General features: G+C 50.0%; 16 protein-coding genes and 1 tRNA gene. 3 read left to right on the top strand and 14 right to left on the bottom strand.

What is annotated here, in order from left to right:
* Positions 1–165: 165 nt before the first annotated feature.
* From adhE to HMPREF1647_RS02130, 10 genes are all read right to left on the bottom strand, one after another.
* Complete coding sequence (adhE, locus tag HMPREF1647_RS02085) at positions 166–2,784, bottom strand: bifunctional acetaldehyde-CoA/alcohol dehydrogenase (protein WP_035431656.1); 2,619 nt, start codon at positions 2,782–2,784, stop codon at positions 166–168.
* A 67-nt stretch (positions 2,785–2,851) separates the two neighbouring features.
* A complete protein-coding gene (locus tag HMPREF1647_RS02090; RefSeq protein WP_035431658.1) occupies positions 2,852–3,667 on the bottom strand; it encodes a PLP-dependent aminotransferase family protein in 816 nt (271 codons plus the stop codon).
* On the bottom strand, positions 3,660–5,426 hold the full coding sequence (gene thrS / locus HMPREF1647_RS02095; protein ID WP_035431659.1) for a threonine--tRNA ligase: 1,767 nt from the start codon (positions 5,424–5,426) through the stop codon (positions 3,660–3,662). Before thrS ends, HMPREF1647_RS02090 begins: the two co-directional genes overlap by 8 nt.
* A 137-nt stretch (positions 5,427–5,563) precedes the next feature.
* Positions 5,564–5,995, bottom strand: a complete 432-nt coding sequence (locus HMPREF1647_RS02100) for a zinc ribbon domain-containing protein (protein WP_012808713.1) — start codon at positions 5,993–5,995, stop codon at positions 5,564–5,566.
* An 86-nt stretch (positions 5,996–6,081) separates the two neighbouring features.
* A complete protein-coding gene (locus HMPREF1647_RS02105) occupies positions 6,082–7,506 on the bottom strand; it encodes a bifunctional folylpolyglutamate synthase/dihydrofolate synthase (protein ID WP_035431687.1) in 1,425 nt (474 codons plus the stop codon).
* A gap of 14 nt (positions 7,507–7,520) precedes the next feature.
* Positions 7,521–8,108: a GTP cyclohydrolase I FolE gene (gene folE, locus HMPREF1647_RS02110; RefSeq protein ID WP_035431661.1), complete on the bottom strand. Its 588-nt coding sequence runs from the start codon at positions 8,106–8,108 to the stop codon at positions 7,521–7,523.
* A gap of 21 nt (positions 8,109–8,129) precedes the next feature.
* Positions 8,130–8,999: a bifunctional 5,10-methylenetetrahydrofolate dehydrogenase/5,10-methenyltetrahydrofolate cyclohydrolase gene (locus HMPREF1647_RS02115; protein WP_035431663.1), complete on the bottom strand. Its 870-nt coding sequence runs from the start codon at positions 8,997–8,999 to the stop codon at positions 8,130–8,132.
* A gap of 1 nt (position 9,000) precedes the next feature.
* Positions 9,001–9,654 carry a cyclodeaminase/cyclohydrolase family protein gene (locus HMPREF1647_RS02120; RefSeq protein WP_035431665.1) on the bottom strand — a complete coding sequence of 218 codons (654 nt, stop codon included), beginning with the start codon at positions 9,652–9,654 and terminating at the stop codon, positions 9,001–9,003.
* Positions 9,654–11,327 (bottom strand): formate--tetrahydrofolate ligase, encoded by a 1,674-nt coding sequence (locus tag HMPREF1647_RS02125; RefSeq protein ID WP_035431667.1) that lies wholly within the window; start codon positions 11,325–11,327, stop codon positions 9,654–9,656. The genes HMPREF1647_RS02120 and HMPREF1647_RS02125 overlap by 1 nt, the downstream gene beginning before the upstream one ends.
* Before the next feature lie 76 nt (positions 11,328–11,403).
* Positions 11,404–14,091: a valine--tRNA ligase gene (locus tag HMPREF1647_RS02130; protein ID WP_035431689.1), complete on the bottom strand. Its 2,688-nt coding sequence runs from the start codon at positions 14,089–14,091 to the stop codon at positions 11,404–11,406.
* A 183-nt stretch (positions 14,092–14,274) separates the two neighbouring features.
* On the opposite strand from HMPREF1647_RS02130, the gene HMPREF1647_RS02135 reads away from it, so the two are divergent.
* The 3 genes from HMPREF1647_RS02135 to HMPREF1647_RS02145 all read left to right on the top strand — a co-directional run bounded on the left by HMPREF1647_RS02135 (position 14,275) and on the right by HMPREF1647_RS02145 (position 16,935).
* A complete protein-coding gene (locus HMPREF1647_RS02135) occupies positions 14,275–15,009 on the top strand; it encodes a tRNA threonylcarbamoyladenosine dehydratase (protein WP_035428738.1) in 735 nt (244 codons plus the stop codon).
* Positions 15,002–15,772 (top strand): TatD family hydrolase, encoded by a 771-nt coding sequence (locus HMPREF1647_RS02140; RefSeq protein ID WP_035431669.1) that lies wholly within the window; start codon positions 15,002–15,004, stop codon positions 15,770–15,772. Before HMPREF1647_RS02135 ends, HMPREF1647_RS02140 begins: the two co-directional genes overlap by 8 nt.
* Positions 15,773–15,858: 86 nt before the next feature.
* Positions 15,859–16,935 carry a glycosyltransferase family 8 protein gene (locus HMPREF1647_RS02145; protein ID WP_035431670.1) on the top strand — a complete coding sequence of 359 codons (1,077 nt, stop codon included), beginning with the start codon at positions 15,859–15,861 and terminating at the stop codon, positions 16,933–16,935.
* 44 nt (positions 16,936–16,979) lie between these two features.
* Here the strand turns inward: HMPREF1647_RS02145 and clpX are convergent, their stop codons facing one another.
* From clpX to HMPREF1647_RS02165, 4 genes are all read right to left on the bottom strand, one after another.
* Positions 16,980–18,278: an ATP-dependent Clp protease ATP-binding subunit ClpX gene (gene clpX, locus HMPREF1647_RS02150; protein ID WP_052039095.1), complete on the bottom strand. Its 1,299-nt coding sequence runs from the start codon at positions 18,276–18,278 to the stop codon at positions 16,980–16,982.
* A gap of 26 nt (positions 18,279–18,304) precedes the next feature.
* Complete coding sequence (locus HMPREF1647_RS02155; RefSeq protein WP_035431672.1) at positions 18,305–18,913, bottom strand: ATP-dependent Clp protease proteolytic subunit; 609 nt, start codon at positions 18,911–18,913, stop codon at positions 18,305–18,307.
* A gap of 131 nt (positions 18,914–19,044) precedes the next feature.
* A complete protein-coding gene (gene tig, locus HMPREF1647_RS02160) occupies positions 19,045–20,454 on the bottom strand; it encodes a trigger factor (protein WP_035431674.1) in 1,410 nt (469 codons plus the stop codon).
* A 59-nt stretch (positions 20,455–20,513) separates the two neighbouring features.
* Positions 20,514–20,599 (bottom strand) — tRNA-Leu (locus HMPREF1647_RS02165).
* Between the last annotated feature and the right edge of the window lie 126 nt (positions 20,600–20,725).

A 20,725-nucleotide genomic window follows, 5' to 3' on the forward strand; every position in this document is an offset into this window, starting at 1 on the left:
GAAGACAAGAAAAAGAGCCGGTTACCTGGGGTTTAGGTAACCGGCTCTTGTTTTGTGCTTTACGCGCGCCGTGGCGGGCGCGACAAACGCTACGCAGTAGACACGCGACGCAATGGATGCGCTACGTAACGGCCGCGGCGGCCGCGACTGTGACGCACGCGAGAATTAGTCCTCGTAGAAGCCTGGCTCACGACCGTAGTAAGCATCCAGATAGAGCTCGCGGAGCTCGGAGACAAGTGGGTAGCGTGGGTTTGCGCCAGTGCACTGGTCATCGAATGCCTGCTCAGACATCTCGTCAAGGGTATCGAGGAAGTATTTCTCATCTATACCGTAATCCTTGATGGTCTCCTTGACGCCGATGTATGCCTTGAGCTCCTCAATCTTCTTGACGAAGTTCTCAAAGACCTCGAGGTCATCCTTGCCGGTAACACCGCAGAAACGACCTGCCTCAGCATACCGTGCGAGGGTGTGTGGGTGATCGTATTGTGGGAAGGTACCCATCTTTGTTGGACGCTCAGCTGCGTTGTAGCGCATAACGCGAGTAAGGATAACTGCGTTTGCCCAACCGTGTGGAATGTGGTGGAAAGCGCCCAGTTTGTGAGCCATAGAGTGGTTGATACCGAGGAATGCATTAGCAAATGCAAGACCACCCAGGCAGGAAGCATTTGCCATGTGATCGCGTGCCTCAACATCGTTTGGATTGTCATAAGCACGTGGCAAGTACTCAAAGACAAGTTTCATGCCGCGAAGAGCCATGCCATCTGTGTAGTCAGATGCCATCATAGAGACAAATGCCTCGAGGCAGTGAGTAAGGACGTCAATACCAGAAGCGGAGGTCAGGCCCTTAGGCTGACTCATCATGTTGTCGGTATCAACAATTGCCATGTTAGGCAGCAACTCGTAGTCTGCAAGTGGGTACTTAACGCCGTTGTCAGCATCAGTGATGATCGCAAATGGAGTTACCTCGGAACCAGTACCAGAAGAAGTTGGAATAGCAACGAAGAATGCCTTGTTGCCCATCTTAGGATAGTTGTAGACACGCTTGCGGATATCCAAGAAGTCCGCTGCCATGTCCTCAAACTTCTCCTCTGGGTTCTCGTACATGGACCACATAATCTTACCTGCGTCCATAGCAGAACCGCCGCCGATTGCGATGATGCAGTCTGGCTCGAAGGAGCGAATGCGAGCTACACCCTCAAGAGCGCACTGAAGGGTTGGGTCTGGAGCAACATCCCAGAATGAAGAGTGAACAATACCCAGGGAATCCAGGGTCTCCTCGATAGTCTTGGTGAAGCCACTCTTGTAAAGGAACTGGTCTGTGACAATGAAGACGCGCTTCTTGTTATAGACCTCTTTAAGCTCACGGAGAGCAAGAGGCATGCAGCCCCTCTTGAAGTAGACCTTCTCAGGTACACGAAGCCAAAGCATATTCTCTTGCCTCTCTGCAACAGACTTGTAGTTAAGCAGGTGCTGTGGGCCAACGTTGCCGGAGACGGAGTTGCCGCCCCAGGTACCGCAGCCAAGGGTTAGGGATGGAGCCATCTTGAAGTTGTAGAGGTCTCCAATACCACCCTGAGAGGAAGGAGTATTGATCAGGATACGGCAGGTTTTCATTGCCTCCTGATGCTTAGCAATCTTCTCTTTCTCGTTAATGTTGACGTAAAGAGAGCTGGTGTGACCGTAGCCACCATCAGCAACAAGACGCTCTGCCTTAGCGATTGCCTCGTCAAAAGTCTTTGCACGATACATGCCAAGAACTGGAGAGAGTTTCTCGTGAGCCATCTCTTCTGAAGGCTCAACAGAGGTTACCTCACCAATAAGAATCTTGGTCTTCTCTGGGACGTCGACGCCAGCAGTCTTTGCGATGAAGTGAGCAGACTTACCAACAATGCCTGCATTAACAGCGCCGTTAACAATGACGGTCTTACGGACAGCGTCAAGCTCTTTACCCTGGAGGAAGTAGCAGCCACGATCAGCGAACTCCTTCTTAACCTGGTCATATACGCTGTCAAGAACGGTAACAGACTGTTCGGAAGCGCAGATCATACCGTTATCGAAGGTCTTGGAGTGAATGATGGAGCTAACTGCAAGCTTGATATCTGCAGTATCGTCGATGATAACAGGGGTGTTACCAGGACCAACGCCCAGAGCTGGCTTACCAGAAGAGTAAGCTGCGTTAACCATACCTGGACCACCGGTTGCCAAAATGATGTCAGCGTTGCTCATGACTGCTGCAGTCATATCAATGGTAGGAGCTGGTACCCAATCGATAATACCCTTGGGGCAGCCGGCCTTCTCGGCAGCATCGCGAACAATACGAGCAGCAGCAATGGTGCACTCTTTTGCGCGTGGATGTGGGGAAATAATAATGGCATTTCTTGTCTTCAGGGCAAGAAGCGTCTTAAAGATTGCGGTAGAAGTTGGGTTAGTAGTTGGAATAACTGCAGCTACGATACCCATTGGCTCGGCTACAACTCGATAACCTGCAGCTGGATCATCCTCTACAACGCCACAGGTCTTCATGTCCTTGTACTTGTTGTAAATGTACTCTGCTGCGTAATGGTTCTTGATAACCTTGTCTTCCATTACACCCATGCCAGTTTCTTCAACTGCCATGCGAGCAAGAGGGATACGATTTTTCTCGGCCGCAAGAGCAGCTTCATAGAAAATCTTATCGACCTGCTCCTGAGTGAATGTTGCAAACTCTGCCTGTGTCTCACGCATCTCTTCGAGGCGCTTGAGCAAAGTATCAACATCCTCAATTTGAGTAGCCTTCTTTGCCATAAAATCCCCTTCTGTTTAGGAACATTAATTCAAATTATACCAAGGTCTGCTAAACAAGTGCTTACCGTTAACCGAGTCTCTCAAAATTTACAATCTGCGTTCTGGCGTCTTCATCCGTTGCTGTAAATCTATGCCATTCACCTGGCGATTCTTTCCACGTGTAATCCACGTACGGGCCAAATCCACCCACCAACTGCGATGTTGCGCGCGAAAAGCTCGGATCCGCTTTGAAGCCCGGATAGCGCACCGCCTCGACGCGCGGATGGCACGCCAGGAACGCAGCAACCACCTGCGCCGCGTCGCTCGCCGCGTGGCGAGAAACCCGTGCACTCGCCTGCTCTTCCGCTCCCGTGGCAGAAACCGTCACGTCCTCTGCAGAACACGCCTTGGCTTCAACCGCCTCTGCTACCCACGGTATGCAGCACTTCCGCATGCACACGACAACATATCCCGGCACCCGAGCGTCCTCGGCTACTGCGATCTCTGCTCCCAGACGACATGCCGGGCTGAACTCGGCTCCAATCGTACGCACATCCGCCACAAGCAGCTCCCCTGCTGCGGCTCTGCCTTTGATGTCGCACACCTCAACGGGCACGCCAGCAAGCGGCTCCACGACGCTTGCTCCGCCTGCAATCAGTGTGGCGAGAAGTTCGTCTACATAGGAAACAGGGACAAGCCGCGCACGGCCTGCCCCTGTCATTTTTACGTATTCAGCTACAACGTTGGTTGCGGTTTGCGTGACAACGTTGGTTGCGGTTTGCGTGACAACGTTGGTTGCGGTTTGCGTGACGCCGTCGATTGCGCCGACACTCTTCGTGCCACCTGCGCCATCCTGCGCGGCACCGCCCGTAACCCGTACTTTGTCTGAAACCCTATTAACCAACGCGCTCCGCATTCTCTTTGACAACCTGAGCAATAAACTCGTCAAGCTCTGCAACGTGAGTCTCGTTGGAACGGTCGCGAACAGAAATGTTACCTGCGTCAACCTCCTGCTCACCAAGGATGAGCATGTAAGGAACGCGATCAAGGGAGCGAGCCTCACGAATCTTATAGCCGATCTTCTCGTCACGGTCGTCGACCTTAACGCGAATACCAGCAGCAGCAAGCTTATCGGCAACCTCATGAGCATAAGGGCGAGACTTCTCAGAGACAGGAAGAACCTTGACCTGGCATGGGCTCAGCCAGACAGGGAACTTGCCTTCGTAATTCTCGGTCAGAATACCAATGAAGCGCTCAAAAGAACCAAAGCCAGCGCGGTGAATCATAATTGGCTGCTTCTTGGTACCGTCGGAGTCAATGTACTCAAGCTGGAAGTTATGAGGCAGCTGGAAGTCAAGCTGGATGGTACCGCACTGCCAAGAACGACCAAGGCAATCGGTTAGATGGAAGTCAATCTTAGGACCGTAGAAAGCGCCATCGCCCTCGTTGACCACGTAATCGATACCCATGGCATCAAGTGCATCACGCAGGCCCTGCTCGGCGCGCTCCCAATCCTCATCAGAACCCATGGAATCCTCTGGGCGCGTAGAAAGCTCAACGCGGTATGGGAAGCCAAACTGTGCATAGTAAGCAGTGATGAGGTGAGATGCATCCGTGACCTGCTCAGTAATCTGATCAGGGCGGATAAAGAGGTGTGCATCGTCCTGAGTAAACTCACGGACACGGAACAGACCGTGCAGAGCACCCTTCATCTCGTAACGGTGATCAAGACCAGCCTCAGCCAGCTTCATAGGAAGATCCCTATAAGAACGTGGCTTGGACTTATAAATTAAGCAAGCACCAGGGCAGTTCATAGGCTTAATGGCAAAGTCCTCTTCATCTACCGTGGTGGTATACATATTCTCTTTGTAGTGGTCCCAGTGACCAGAGGTCTCCCAAAGGGAACGCGAGAGGATCAGTGGAGTCTGAACCTCCTGGTAACCAAAGCGAGCCTGCATCTCATGCCAGTACTCGGTCAGAGCGTTGCGCAAAGCCATGCCATTTGGAAGCCAGAATGGAGAACCTGGACCAAAGTCGGACATCATGAAGAGCTCCATCTCGCGGCCAATCTTCCTGTGATCGCGCTTCTCGGCCTCTTCAATCATCTTGAGATACTGAGTAAGCTCATCTTTGGAACCAAACGCAACACCGTAAATTCTGGTGAGCATCTTGTTGTTCTTGTCGGCCTTCCAATACGCACCAGAAATGCTGGTCAGCTTGAAAGCCTTAACACCCTTGGTGTAGAGCATATGAGGGCCAACGCACATGTCAACGTATTCACCCTGCTTATAGAAGGTGATGTGTGCGTCAGGAGCAAGATCGCCAATGTGCTCAACCTTGTAAGACTCGCCGCGCTCCTTCATGTAGGCAATAGCCTCATCGCGAGGAAGCTCAAACGTCTCAATCTTGAGGTTCTCTTTGACGATCTTCTTCATCTCATCTTCGATAGCTGGGAAATCATCCTCGTTAACCTTGGTGTCTCCAAGATCAACGTCATAGTAGAAACCGTTTTCGGTTGCTGGACCATAGGCAAACTGTGCGTGTGGGTACAGACGCTTCAAAGCCTGAGCAAGCAGGTGAGCTGCGTCGTGACGAATAACCTCAAGCTCTTCAGCTGCATCGTTAATCTCGCCAACATGGCCGTCGTTATATAAAACCTTCATGTAAAACCCCTCAGAGGTAGCTACTCATAGAAACAGGCACGGCGCCTACTCTGCTCACACAGGAGCTTAGGAGCAGACGCCTACATAGTCTCTGTTGTAAAACACCAGATTGCCATCATAAAGAACAAAACCAAACGTTATTGAATGCGAGTACGGCAGTAAGGGCAAACCTTCCAGTCTGCATTCAAAGGACGATGGCATGTTGGGCAAACGTTTCTAACCTGCGTATTGCAGATTGGGCACACGATAAAATCGCGGTCAATTGGAGCGGAGCACTTAGGGCAGATGCCGTAGTGAGAAAGCTGGTGCTCACGAAGGGCAATATCAAGGTCCTGCTCCTCGCGGTCAATGAGGTAGCTGCTTGGACGCAGAATAACGTACGCAAGCAGACCAACAACAGGAACAACAGAAATGACTGCCCACATCCACCAAGGCTCTGCGCCGCGGCGCTGAGCGTCGCGAATAACGTAGATGATGGAAAGGATATAAAGCATTACGACGCAAATGACCATGAGGTAAATAACCATACGTACCTCAGGTGTAATAATCTGATCAAGAATCTCCTGCATCTGACAGCCCCTTCTGCTGGCTTTTTGTTCTCTCCTAAATCGTACGACAAACCGCCTCAAAATGGAGCGAAATGTCGCAGATAAATTTATTTTACCAAAGCATCACTAAAATGTGCAGCAACCTCGCCAGCAAGTGAAATTGTTCCACATGCTACAAAGCCCTTCTCGCGCAAGGCGTCCACTGCTTCAGGAACACTTCTGTAGACAGCTACCACGTTAGCGCCGCAGGCTTTGTACAGCTCAGCAAGCTCATCTGCATCCATGGCGCGCTCGTTATCTGTCTGGGTTACCGCCACCTCAGGGAACTCTTTAGCGAGAAGTTCTGCGATGCCCTTAACATCTTTATCTGCAAAAACAGCAGTCAAAAGCATAGGACGGTTGGCGACCTCTGGCTCAATTGAGCGGATAGCGGTTAAGAACGTCTCGATTGACTGCGGGTTGTGAGCCGCGTCGATAAGGACTAAAGGCTTTGGCTGAAGCAGTTGGAACCTACCGGGTGTAGGACACCTGGTTGTGGAGAAAAACGCTTTCTCTGCATCAAGCGGACGACCCAGAAAATCCTCAGCCAAGCAGGTTGCCAGGGCAATGTTTGCTGCCTGGTAGCTTGGTTTAAGTGCAGCAAGATCCTCGTAGGTTGCACGCGGTGTTACAACCGTAAGCTCCAGCGGGAATCCAATGCTCTTAGGCTTTTTGGTAATGAAGAAATGTGCGTGAGGCAGCTCTGGATGGTCAGTAGCCTTACCAGCAGAAACCTCTCCCTCAACGTCTTCAGGCTTGTCAGCTACAAGAAGAGTTGGGACAACGTCCACAGAAGCTGCTTGGGACAAGAATACGTCTTGGACGCTCTGAGGAGTTGTCGTTCCCACGCCAAGAACGCAGGTACGACCAGGTTTGATGATGGCGGCCTTCTCGCCAGCAATAGCCTCAAGGGTATCGCCTAGGATGCGCGTGTGATCCAGGCCAACGCCCGTGATGGCAACGGAGGTGATGTTTTGAGCAGCACTTGTTGCGTCCCACCTGCCACCCATACCGCACTCAAGCACACAGACGTCAATCTCTGCCTCGGCAAAGACCACTAGAGCTGCAACGGTAAGCAGGTCAAACTCAGTGATGTCATAAGGACGCTCGCCCAAGACGGCTCGCTGAGCGTTGACGCGCTCCCCCGCCACCTGAGCTGCAGAGACGCCGTGAGCAAAGACTTCCTCAGAGACGGGCGTGCCGTTGATCTCCATGCGCTCGGTATAGCTGATGAGTTCGGGAGACGTGTACAGAGCGGTCTGGAGACCCTCTCCCTTGAGCAGGGCTGCAGTGTATCTAGAGGTAGACGTTTTGCCGTTGGTGCCGGCAATCTGGACACTCTTAAAGCAGAGATCAGGGTTGCCCAGCTCTTTGAGCATGTCTTCCACGCTCTCCAACAAGGGCTGAATACCAAACTTCTTTGTATCGTGAAGTACCTTTAAAGACTGCTCGTAGCTCAGCTCAGGTACAGAAAAGGGAACGGAATAACTCATAGTGCGCATACCTCTTATAGGCCGAGCAGACGCATAGCTTCTGCTCGGGTTTTCTCGTTAGTCTTAAAAATGCCACGAACCGCAGACGTGGTGGTCAAAGCACCCGATGCCCTAATGCCGCGCATGCTCATGCACGTGTGTTCGGCCTCCATAACCACCAAAACGCCCAAGGGATCAAGCTCTTCTACCATAGCGTCAGCAATCTGGCCTGTAAGGCGCTCTTGTACCTGCAGACGGCGAGAATACCCGCTGACGCAGCGAGCAATCTTGGAAAGGCCGGTAATACGACCATTTTGCGGGATATAGCAGACATGTGCCTTGCCCACAAAAGGCAAAATGTGATGCTCGCAGGTAGACGAGAAAGGAATGTCGCGGACAATAACCATCTCTTTATTGCCCTCTTCATGGAACTGTTTGCGCAGGTGAGCTGCAGGGTCTTCCTGCATGCCACCAAAGAGCTCCACGCAAGCACGAGCAACACGGTCTGGCGTATCAAGCAGACCTTCTCGCTCTGGATCCTCGCCAATAGCAAGCAAAAACTCCTTGACCGCGGCTTTTACGCGCTCTTGGTCAAGCTCTTTATAGTTATTTTCCGCTGCCATGAGGCAACCTACCTTTCACTCTTATGCAAGCGTTCTTTGAGCTGCGGCAACAACATGGCGAGCAAGAATTGCCGTTGTCACACTACCCACACCGCCAGGAACAGGAGTATAAGCACTTACCAGAGGAGCTACCTGCTCTGTATTAACATCGCCAACAAGCTTTTGAGCTGCTTCATCCCAGTTAATACCTACGTCAATGATGGTCTGACCATCTCTTACGTAGTCAGCCCCAATAAGATGCGCACGACCTGCGGCCACAACCACAACCTCTGCCTGCTTAAGCGTAGCAGCAAGGTCTTTGGTCTTGCTGTGACACACCGTCACCGTAGCGTTTCTTGCACTTAAAAGTGCAGCTACCGGACGACCAATAACGTTAGAGCGACCAACAACTGCAACAGGCGCTCCCTCAAGGGGCACCTGGTAGAAATCAAGAAGTGCGAGAACTGCCTCTGCGGTACAAGGTCCCAGTGCGCCAGAAGTTCCGCAAAGTGTTGCCAGCAGCATCGAATCGGTTGCACAATCAACATCTTTTTCTGGAGCTAGATGCTGAAGCGCTTCATGCTCGTCAATTCCAGCAGGAAATGGACGCATAGGCAGACAACCATGTACCGATGCATCGGCGGAAACCTGATCAAACGCGCTATTTACCTGCTCTTGTGTAGCGTCTTCTGGAAGCTCAATGGTCTCAACTTCAAAGCCCACCTTTTCCGCACGCGTATAAGCCGCACGCTCATAGGTAAGGTCATCGCTTTTCTGTCCAATGCGAACAATAACCAGCTTAGGAGTCACGCCTTGTGCACGGAGCTCCTGGACTTGAGCAGCAAGTTCTTCAGTTATGTCCTTGGCAACAGGAGCACCACGAAGCTCCTGTGAAGTAGTCTCTGAGCTCATGTTATGCCTCCTGTCTTAGCTGTGCGCTTACTGCATCACTTACGGCGTCAGCTCGTGATACATAGGTGTCCAGAAGCTTATCCGCCTCATCAAGCAGCGTTTGAGCGTACGCCGTATCATGCATAGAACGAGTGTTTACAAACAGCGTATGAGAAGCGGCAATCAAAGCGCCACGTGCCAAGGCAGCACCGCAGCCCACATCAGACAAAAGCATACGGGAGCCCTTAATAAGCATCTCTTCAAGAAGCTCAATGGACTCGCAGACTTTTCTCATAACCTTCAGCGGAGGTTGAGCTGCTTCTTTAAGAGCATCCTCAACAATCTCTACGCGCTTTGGGTCATCTTTGGGCACGCTAAACGCGCTTGAAACCAGCAAGAACTGACGAGAGTCCTCGTCCATCAACTCCATAAAGTCCTGACGGAGCGCACTAGCTCGAGCAATGTATTTTGCAAGATCGTCTTCATGCTGAGCATAGGCAGGTTTTCCTTGTGCGTAGACACCAGCCATTGAAGCCAAGGATACTGCAAGCGCACCTACATAAGCGGCAGCGCTACCGCCGCCAGGAATAGGCTCTTTAGCAGCAAGGTGTTGCGCATAAGAATCTGCACTATAGATTGTAAACGCTACTTCTTCAGGTGAAGAGGGATAAGACATTAGAAAAGACCCACAATTCTTCCATCATCAAGAACATCAATGTGCTCTGCAGCAGGAACCTTTGGAAGTCCTGGCATGGTCATGATAGAGCCCGTAAGGCAGACCACAAAGCCAGCACCTGCAGAAACACGAACTTCTCGCACGGTAATCTTAAAGTTTTCTGGAGCACCCAATTTAGTCTGATCATCAGTAAATGAGTACTGAGTTTTTGCCATACAAATAGGAAGCTCACCAAAGCCAAGCTCTTCAAGCTGCTGAAGCTGCTTGGCGGCACTTGGAGCAAATTCAACGCCATCAGCGTGGTAAATCTTGGTAGCAATGTCAGTAATCTTCTGCTTCAAAGACTCTTTGACATCGTATGCAAAGGTGAGTTTAGACTCAGTCTGACAGAGGCGCATGACCTCTTCTGCCAAAGCTTGACCACCCTTTCCACCTTTTGCCCAAACCTCAGACAGCACTACATTTACGCCACGCTTCTTGCACTCCTCCTCTACCAGAGCAAGTTCTTCTGCGGTATCGGTTGGGAATGCATTGATAGCAACAACTACAGGAAGACCGTAGACGGTCTGAATGTTGTCAACATGACGAAGCAGGTTAGGAATGCCCTCTTTAAGCGCCTCAACGTTTTGCTGGTTAAGATCTGCTTTGGCAACGCCTCCGTTGTACTTAAGAGCACGAACGGTTGCCACCAAAACAACAGCCGATGGAGCAAGGCCAGTAGCTCTGCATTTGATGTCCAAGAACTTCTCGGCACCAAGATCTGCACCAAAACCAGCCTCGGTAACAACGTAATCAGCAAGACGAAGAGCAGTCTTTGTTGCCTCAACCGTATTGCAACCGTGAGCAATGTTGGCAAAAGGACCACCGTGGACAAGAGCAGGTGTGTGCTCAAGTGTCTGGACCAGATTAGGCTGAATAGCATCTTTGAGCAGCGCTGTCATAGCGCCCTCTGCGTGGATATCGCTGACGGTAACAGGCTTGCGGTCATAGGTGTAGGCAATAACCATTCTGCCCAGGCGCTCTTTAAGATCTTTGATGCCGGAAGCAAGGCAGAATACAGCCATAACCTCGGAAGCAACGGTAATATCAAAGCCGTCTTGTCTTGGCATTCCGTCAGCAATGCCACCAAGGCCGTCAACAACGTTTCTGAGTTGGCGATCGTTCATATCTACACAGCGCTTCCACACAACATGACGTGGATCAATGTTGAGACTGTTGCCCTGCTTAATATGGTTATCCAGCATGGCAGCGCAAAGGTTGTTTGCAGCGCCAATAGCGTGGAAGTCACCGGTAAAGTGAAGGTTAATGTCCTCCATAGGAACTACCTGGGCATATCCACCGCCCGCAGCGCCACCCTTGACGCCAAAGACAGGACCCAAAGAAGGCTCTCTCAGGGCCAACATGGCAGACTGTCCCAAGCTGGACAAGGCATCTGCCAGACCAACCGAGGTAGTAGTCTTTCCCTCGCCTGCCGGCGTTGGGTTAATGGCGGTTACCAGCACAAGTTTGCCGCGAAGAGGCTTATCTGCCAGAGCACGTGCATCAAGCTTTGCCTTATAGCGACCATAAGGCTCCAGAAGGTCCTCTGGAATACCCGCACGCTTTGCCACCTCAAAGATGGGAAGCATCTCGGATGATTGAGCAATCTCGATATCGGATTTAACCTCAGACATGTTGTTCCTAACCTAAAGTGGACTGTTTGCACGTACTAAACACATGATGCGGCTGTTACACCGCATCAAGTTTTACCTATGAGAAGTCGGCAATCTGCTGCTCTAGCTGAGCAACAAGCGTAGTAAGTTCTTCTGCGCGTGCACGTTTTTTCTCGATAACTTCAGGCGCTGCCTTAGCAACAAATCCCTGGTTAGCAAGGGTGCGCTCCACGCCAGAGAGCTCCTTCTTTGCAGACTCAAGATCTTTCTGAAGACGTTTAGCCTCAGCAGCAAGGTCAACAAGCTCGCCAAGAACAACGTACATTTCAAGGCCAGCATCGGTGACAGAAACAGAACCAGCAGGCTTCTGAGGCGCCTCAGCAACCTCAAATGAGCTTACGCGACCAACATTCTGGATGAAGGCTGCCTGCTCCTTCAGCGCTGCAACATCTTGCGCTGGAGCTTTAACCACAACAGCAAGGTCTGTCTTTGGCGACAGCCTGTAACGTGCGCGAGAAGAACGGACAGCAGAAACAACGGTCTTAGCAAGAGAGAAGTTATGCTCAGCTGCCTCGTCAACAAAGGTTGCAAGCTTCTCTGGGTCTGGCCACTCAGAAATCATCAAGAACTCTGCGTCGTGACTCAAAAGACCAGACGCAGGAAGGGCATCCCAAACGCTCTCGGTAACAAATGGCATAGCTGGATGCAAAAGCCTCATGCTGACATCCAGGACAAAGACAAGGTTGCGCTGAACCTGCAGGCGCTGATCAGGAGTTCCATCAAGAAGTCTGCCCTTGCAGAGCTCAATGTACCAGTCGCAGACATCATTCCAGAAGAAGGACTGAATGTTGCGGGCATACTCACCAAAGCCATAGGTCTCAAGCTGCTCAGTTGTCTCTGCAACAACCTTAGCAAGGCGCGAGAACATCCATGCATCTTCTGGTGTTTCTGCCTTTGGCATGCCGGCAGTGTAGCCGTCGAGGTTCATCTGAACAAAGCGACTTGCATTCCAAATCTTAGTAACAAAAGAACGTGCCTGATCGGTTCTTGGAGACTCAATAAGCTCACGGGTCTTCTTATCAAGTACAGCATCAAACTTGACGTCCTGGTTGTTGGTAATAAGCGTAAGCAGGTTATAACGCATTGCGTCTGCACCATACTTAGCAATCAGATCCATAGGATCTACGCCGTTACCCTTTGACTTGGACATACGGCTGCCGTCCTTAGCCAAAATGGTTGCGTAGATGTAGACATCGTGGAATGGAATCTCTTTGGTGAAATAGAGCGAGCTCATAATCATGCGAGCAACCCAAAGAGCAATGATGTCTCGAGCGGTTACCAGAACCTGTGTTGGGTGGTGACCCTCAAGCTGCTCAGGATGGTCTGGCCAGCCCTGTGTAGCAAAGGTCCACAGCTGAGAAGAGAACCAGGTGTCCAAAACGTCCTCATCCTGGTGAACATGATGACCGCCGCACTTTGGACAGACGTCAGTGTCTTCCATAAGAGCATCCTGCCAGCCACAATCATCGCAGTAGAACACAGGAATACGGTGTCCCCACCAAAGCTGCCTGGAGATGTTCCAGTCACGGAGATTCTCCATCCAAGTGAGGTAGGTCTGAGTCCAACGCTCTGGGTGGAAGGTGACCTGACCGTCTTTGACTACCTGTGCTGCAGGCTCTTTGAGCTTATCAACGGCAACAAACCATTGCTCAGAGAGCCATGGCTCAAGAGTTGTGCCGCAGCGGTAGCAATGCATAACGGAGTGATCAAGATCTTCAACGTGATCAAGCAGGCCATGCTCTTCAAACCAAGCAACAATAGCCTCACGAGCCTGATCTCTATCAAGACCAGAGAACTCACCATATCCGTCAACAACAACAGCATGCTCATCAAAGATGTTGATCTGCTCAAGATTGTGAGCCTGACCCATAGCAAAGTCATTAGGGTCATGAGCTGGAGTTACCTTAACAAAACCGGTACCAAAGCCTGCGTCAACATGCCAGTCAGAGAAAATTGGAATCTCTCGATTAACAATGGGCAGAATAACGGTCTTTCCAACAAGAACGGCCTTTTCTGGATCTTGAGGAGAGACAGCTACGCCGGTATCACCCAGCATAGTCTCTGGACGAGTAGTTGCTACGGTAATGTACTCAACGCCATTAACAGGCTCTTTGAGCGGGTAACGCAGGTACCAAAGATGGCCCTTCTCGTCAGCGTACTCTGCCTCGTCGTCTGAGATAGAAGTCTCACAATGAGGACACCAGTTTACAATGCGCTTACCGCGATAAATGAGCTGGTCATGATACCAGTCAACAAAGACCTTACGTACTGCCTGAGTGTACTCAGGAGACATGGTGAACTTCTCGTCATTAAAATCAATAGAGCAGCCCATGCGCTTAATCTGAGAAACAATGGTTCCGCCGTACTCGCGCGTCCAATCCCAGCAAGCATCCAGGAATTTCTCGCGACCAATTTCAAGACGAGAAATACCCTCTGACTTAAGCTTCTTATCAACCTTAGTCTGAGTTGCAATGCCTGCGTGGTCAGTTCCTAGAATCCAACGAGTTGAATAACCACGCATGCGAGAATAACGAATGTAGGTGTCCTGGATGGTGTCATCCATGGCATGTCCCATGTGAAGGATGCCGGTAACGTTTGGTGGAGGGATAACTACTGTACGGTCTTCAGTTCCTTTGCTACGACCATAGCAATCTGCCTTCATCCACTTTTCAATGAGCTCAGGTTCAGCTGCCTGAGGATCATAATTCTTGGGCATTTCTTCCACAGTAATCTTGCCTTTCATATGCTGACAACATCGTCAAAATTTGCTTCATTTATTCTACTAATAAAAGACAACTTATGGGGTGCTTTCTTACCATTAGTTAAAATTACTATCGGTCTACACTTTTTGAAGCGTAGGTGAAGTAACAAGCTATACTATCTGCAGATACTTTTTATGAGGAGCTCTATGTCTGCCACAATTCCTGAAGCCACTGCTCGACTCGAACTTGTTCTAGGAAAAGACCGCCTTGGACAAATTCAAAATTCCTGCGTTATGGTCTTAGGGCTTGGTGGCGTTGGTTCAAACTGTGTTCAGGCGCTGGCCAGAGGCGGTGTAGGTTCCTTTGTTTTAGTGGATGCTGATGCAGTAGAAGCATCCAACCTTAATAGACAGGCTATTGCCTATGTGAGCACCATTGGAAAAAGAAAAGTTGACGTTACCAAAGAGATGATTCTGGACATTAATCCAGACGCTCACGTGGTCACACTTGACGCGTTTTTGCTTAAAGACAACGTTGACGAGCAGCTCTCTGCTCTTCCAAAACCAGATGTTGTAGTTGATGCTATCGATACCATTTCTGCTAAATTAGCGGTTGTGGCATGGTGTCAGAAGAACGATATCTACCTCATCTCCAGCATGGGCGGCGGCAATAAAATCCACCCAGAACTTCTGGAGATTACTACGCTTTCAAAAACACATACCGATGCTCTTGCAAGAGTAATGAGAAAAGAGTCCAAAAAGCGTGGACTTGCCGACTTCCGTGTTCTCTACTCCCCTGAGCCAGCGCGACCAGTTTTTGCACCAGAGGGCGCAACGGGCAAATCTGCCAAGCTAGGAACTATGTCCTACTACCCTCCTATTATGGGTCAGATGATTGCCTCAGACGTCATTCTGCATCTTTCAGGGCTTGATCATGAGTAACCTCACATACTTTGATGCGCACGTCCATGCCAACCTTATGGACACTCCACTCAATGTAGCGAGAAGTTCCCATGACGCCGGATTAGGTTTCTTTGCCTGTGGTGTTACTCCTCAGGACTACCTAGAACTTGCTCCTCAGCTTACGCAAGCCAACATCCGCGTGGGACTAGGAGCACATCCCTGGTACATCTCTGACGGTCGCGTTACTCAAAAAGATATAGAGCTCCTGATAGAACTAATGGAGCAGACGCCTTACATTGGCGAGATTGGACTAGATTTTTCTTCTCGCTATTGTGTTGATGGGTTGCAAGATTTGCAGGTTAAGGCCTTTACAAAGATTTGCGCACGTGCAGCAGAGCTTTCACGCAACGACCAGCCACGAGTGCTCTCGATGCACACCGTTAGAAGCGTTAATGCGGTGCTAGACATTCTTGAACAGACAGGAGCCGCTCAAGAGTGTGTTCCTATCATCCATTGGTTTAGCGGTAGCTCAGAAGAGCTCCAAAGGGCTATTAAGCTTGGCTGTTGGTTCTCTGTTGGCGAGATGAGCCTTAAGACCAAGCGTGGCCGTGAATACGCTAAGGTGTATCCACAAGATAAGCTTCTTACCGAGACTGACCTTCCCTCCAGTAATCACACAGATATTGACGCTGCGGACATTGTGGATAGCCTGAAACGCGCGCTTAGCGGTCTTAGCGAGGCCCGTGGATACTCTGTGCAAACTGAAGTAATGGCAAACGCAGCAGGCGTTTTTGGCGTCTAAGTGTTAAAGTCTTACGTATGAGAAGATTACGTAAAATACCCACACAACGCCTTGTTGGAACAGGCAGGGCGCAACTTTCTGGAGCAATGCTTGCAAGCTCATCCGATGAGCTGGGACTTGCTCTTAATGACGTTGTGCTTGTTTTTGCCTGCAGCGATAACTTTGTGCCGTATTTATCTGTAGCAATTCAATCCATCATTGAGAATGTCAATCCAGAACGTCGTTACGATATCATTGTTTTGACTCGTGACCTCACTCCTACCAGCATGATTACGCTTACTCGTCAGGCTCAGCTTGTTGATAACGTCCATGTTGGCTTCTTAGATGTTGACGCAGCTCTTGGTGATATTGAGCTTCCTCATCATGGTCACTTTAGACCAGAAACTTACTACAGGCTGCTTGCTCCCTCACTTCTTCCTAACGTCAATAAAGCCATTTATCTTGACTCTGACCTGGTAGTTAATACCGATATTGCAGAGCTCTATGATTTCGACGTCACAGGATACTTGGTAGGCGCTACGCGCGACGCTGATACTATTGGTCAGATTGATGGCTATGACGCCACAGTGGGCCCCTACCTCAAAAATGAGCTGGGCATGGATGATCCTCACGATTACTTCCAGGCAGGCGTCATTTTGATGAACCTTGAAGAGATTAGAAAGCAGATTTCTCCTGAAGAGTTTCTGAAGGTCTCAACCATGCGTGCATGGCGATGGCTTGACCAAGACGTTCTTAACAGGTTTGTAAACGGCCATTATCTTCGTATTAATATGAAGTGGAATTACCTGGTAGACTGGCAATTCCTCCGCCGTGATCACATTGTTGCTCAGGCGCCAAAAGATGTGCGAGAAGAATACGAAGAGGCTCGTAAGAATATCTGTATTGCGCATTTTGCAGGACCAGACAACAGGCCTTGGCTCTATCCAAACTCAGATCTTGCAGGTCTTTTCTGGTTTTATGCTCGTCGCTCCCCTTATCTTGAGGAGCTTCGTTCACAGCTTGAAGAGTCAAGACGTACGGTAAGAGGTCTTTCTCACCGCGTGCAAAGTGGTGTTCTTTTCCGCGGCTTGATGCCTTTGTTTGATACCGTCTTCCCACCAGGCACCAAAACCCGTACCCAACTTATTACGTCATACAACAAACTTGGTGGCGGCAACCTATAACGCAAAAGGAGGTCTTTCGACCTCCTTTTTTATTGCTATGCGAGTTATTTCTTTTTGCCCTTAATGATTTCTGGAGCATTATCTCCGCCAACGCTTTCTGGAGTAACCACAACCTTTGTGATATCCAAATCTGATGGCAGATCAAACATGGTCTCTTGCAACGTAGACTCACAGATTGCACGAAGACCACGAGCACCGGTGCCGCGAGCTAAAGCCTTCTTAGCAATCTCTCTAAGTGAATCCTCAGTAAACTCAAGGTCTACTCCCTCAAGCTCAAACATGCGCTTGTACTGCTTGGTAAGAGCATTCTTTGGATCTGTGAGAATGCTCATCAGATCTTCCTCACCAAGCTCACGGGTAGAAGTAATAACTGGAATACGTCCTAAAAGCTCTGGAATCATACCAAATTTGTGCAAGTCCTGAGGCATTACCTTTGCAATAAGCTCAGACTCACCTTCTTTGACATTCTTAGCAACGTCAGAGTTAAAGCCAATTCCCTTTTTACCAATACGGTCAGCAACAATCTTGTCCAGTCCAACAAAAGCGCCACCACAAATGAACAAGATATTGGTGGTATCAATGTGAATAAGCTCCTGTTGAGGGTGCTTACGACCACCTGTTGGAGGAACACTTGCAACGGTACCCTCAAGAATCTTCAGGAGTGCCTGCTGAACGCCTTCACCAGAAACATCACGAGTAATAGAGAGGTTCTCAGCTTTGCGAGCAATCTTATCAATCTCATCGATGTAGACAATACCTACCTGAGCACGCTCAACATCGCCATCGGCGGCAGTGATGAGCTTAAGCAGGATATTCTCGACATCTTCACCAACGTAACCAGCCTCAGTAAGGGTTGTTGCGTCAGCAATAGCAAACGGCACTTCAAGAAAACGAGCAAGCGTCTGAGCAAGCAGCGTTTTACCAGTACCAGTCGGACCTAACAGTAAGATGTTGGACTTTGCAATCTCAACGTCTTCCTGACCCTCCTGAGGATCATCGTTGCCTGAAAGAATACGACGATAGTGGTTATACACCGCAACCGACATAGCACGCTTAGCGTCTTCCTGACCCATTACGTACTGAGACAGCTCATCGTAAATCTCATGCGGAGTTGGCAAGTCTTTGATGACAGGTTCATCAGAGTGAGTCTCAATCTCTGACTCTTCATCAAAGCCAAGGGACTCATCAATCATATCTGAGCAGGTAGAGACACACTCATCGCAAATGCAGACGCCACCTGGGCCCTGAATAAGCTTATTTACCTGCGACCTACTCTTTCCGCAGAAAGAACAGTGCATCTCATCTAATCCGCCAAAAGGCGAGAAGTCCTGGTCTTTAGCCATAACTTAAACCCTCGATACAAGAACAATTATTGGTCGTTACGAGAAGAAATAACGCGGTCTACCAGACCGTAATCACAGGCCTCCTGTGCACGAAGATAATTATCGCGCTCGGTATCTGCATTGACCTTCTCGATAGGCTGTCCAGTATAATCCGAAAGCAACTCGTTGATGCGCTGGCGAATCCACTTTGTCTCATCTGCAACAATCTGGATATCGGTCTGCTGACCCTGAACGCCACTTGATGGCTGGTGAATCATAACCATAGAGTTAGGAAGCGCAAGACGCTTACCCTTTGCACCAGCTGCAAGAAGAACAGCGCCCATAGAAGCTGCCATACCAACGCAGATGGTAGACACGTCAGGCTTAATGAAGTTCATGGTATCAAGAATGCCCAGACCTGCATAAACGTCTCCACCAGGAGAGTCAATGTAGAGAGAAATATCCTTGTCTGGGTCCTGGCTCTCAAGGTGCAAAAGCTGCGCAATAACAAGATTTGCAGAATCGCGCGTTACCGGCTCACCCAAGAAAACAATACGATCGTTGAGCAGTCTAGAGTAGATGTCATAGCTACGCTCACCACGAGGAGTCTGCTCAATAACATACGGAATAGTTGGAATGTTTGTTGGATAATGCATAATCCTCCTTCAAAGGTCTTTCCTTAGAAACATACCCCGGGAAGCGTGTCTCTAACCCGGGGTATGAAAAATTCAAAGTAACTGCAACTTTTGGCGCAGTCTTTCTGGCGAGAAACCCAACCAGCTGCGGACTACTCAGCGTCCTTCTCTGCGTCCTCGTCCTTCTTAGCTGCCTTCTTCTTAGCAGGAGCCTTCTTAGCAGGCTTCTTCTCTGCCTTCTGCTCTTCCTTAGCAGCCTCAGCAATCTCGTCGACAACGGTGACGGTTGCGTTATCGCGCAGCCAATCAAGAGCCTTGGAACGACGGATGGACTCACGGATTGCAGGAAGACGGCCAGCCTTGCGCCACTCCTCAATTGCAGCCTCAACGTTTGGAACACCAGCGCGCTCAAACTCTGCGCGGATGTCCTCCTCAGTTGCCTCAAGCTTGAGCTCAGCTGCCAATGCGTCAAGAGCCAGGGACTGACGTGCGCGCTCCTCAGCCTGAACACGAAGATCAGAGATGAAGTCATCGGTCTTAATGCCACGTGCAGCCAGGAACATATCAAGGCTCATACCCTGCTGCTGAAGACCATTCAAGAACTCCTGAGCAATCTCGTTGAAGACCTCATTCTTGTACTCCTCTGGAACCTCCTCAAGCTGAAGACGCTTGCCCAGAGCCTCTACAACACGGTCCTCTTTAAGAGTTGGAAGAGAATTCTTCTTGTCAGACTCAATCTCAGACTTAACAGCCTCGCGGAGTTTCTCGACCGTGTCATAACCAAAGGTGTTCTTTGCAAGCTCGTCAGTCAGCTCTGGAGTGACGGACTTCTTGTGAGCAACAACCTTGACGTTGATATCGTAATCGTGGGAGTGAACCTCATCGCCGTGAGTGTGGCTGTGAGTCCATTTGACCTCTTTCTCCTCACCTGGCTTCATGCCGATGAGTGCCTCCTCAAGCTCCTTTGGAGCCTGGGTGCCATTAAGGGTAAGAACGCGGTCCTCGCCCTCCATGTGAGCAGCACCCTCAATGTTCTTGATGTCTACACCAATGGTGTCGCCCTCTTTGACAGCGCGCTTCTCCTTGGTGTTCTCAAATTTAGCCTGGTAAGACAGAAGCTGCTTGATTTGGTGATCAACCTCAGCCTCAGTTGCCTCATTTGGTGGCATGTTGATTGCAGGAGCATCGTAAGAATCAAGCTTAGCCTCAGGACGAACGTTGAAGACTACCTCGTAGGAGTAATCCTGGCCCTCAACAGGAAGGTCTGCATCCTGGTTGTAATCACCACGGCCAACAGGAACAAGGTCAAGCTCCTCAAGAAGCTGTGGCTCTGCTGCGCCGAGAAGATCGTTGGTTGCCTGAGCAAGGACTGCCTCGCGGCCAACAATGCCGTCAATGACAGGACGAGGTGCGCGGCCCTTGCGGAAACCCTGGAAGGAATACTTGTTTGCAATGTCCTTGTAAGCCTGCTTAATTGCAGCGTCTACCTCTGCAGCAGGAACTGTAACCTTGACGGTGAGTTTCTCGTCAACTGGCTTATCTGCGGTAACGGTGATGTTCAACGTTCCTCCAGTGTCTCGTAAAAAATGCTGGCGTACCAGCTCTTAACCAAATTTCTGCATGGTGCGGGCGGAGGGAATCGAACCCCCACGGACTTAGTCCACTAGAACCTAAATCTAGCGCGTCTGCCAGTTCCGCCACGCCCGCATATTTATGCAGCCTTGCAATAATAACAAACTTTTGCGCTCTTCACTAGGAGAACTTCGTATTCTAAACACTTCCCTCACGAAAAAAGACCGGCCTTTTTCAAGACCGGTCTTGTTCAATTGAAAA

The sequence above is a fragment of the Lancefieldella parvula DNF00906 genome (genome assembly GCF_000758945.1).
Lineage (GTDB): Bacteria > Actinomycetota > Coriobacteriia > Coriobacteriales > Atopobiaceae > Lancefieldella > Lancefieldella parvula_C.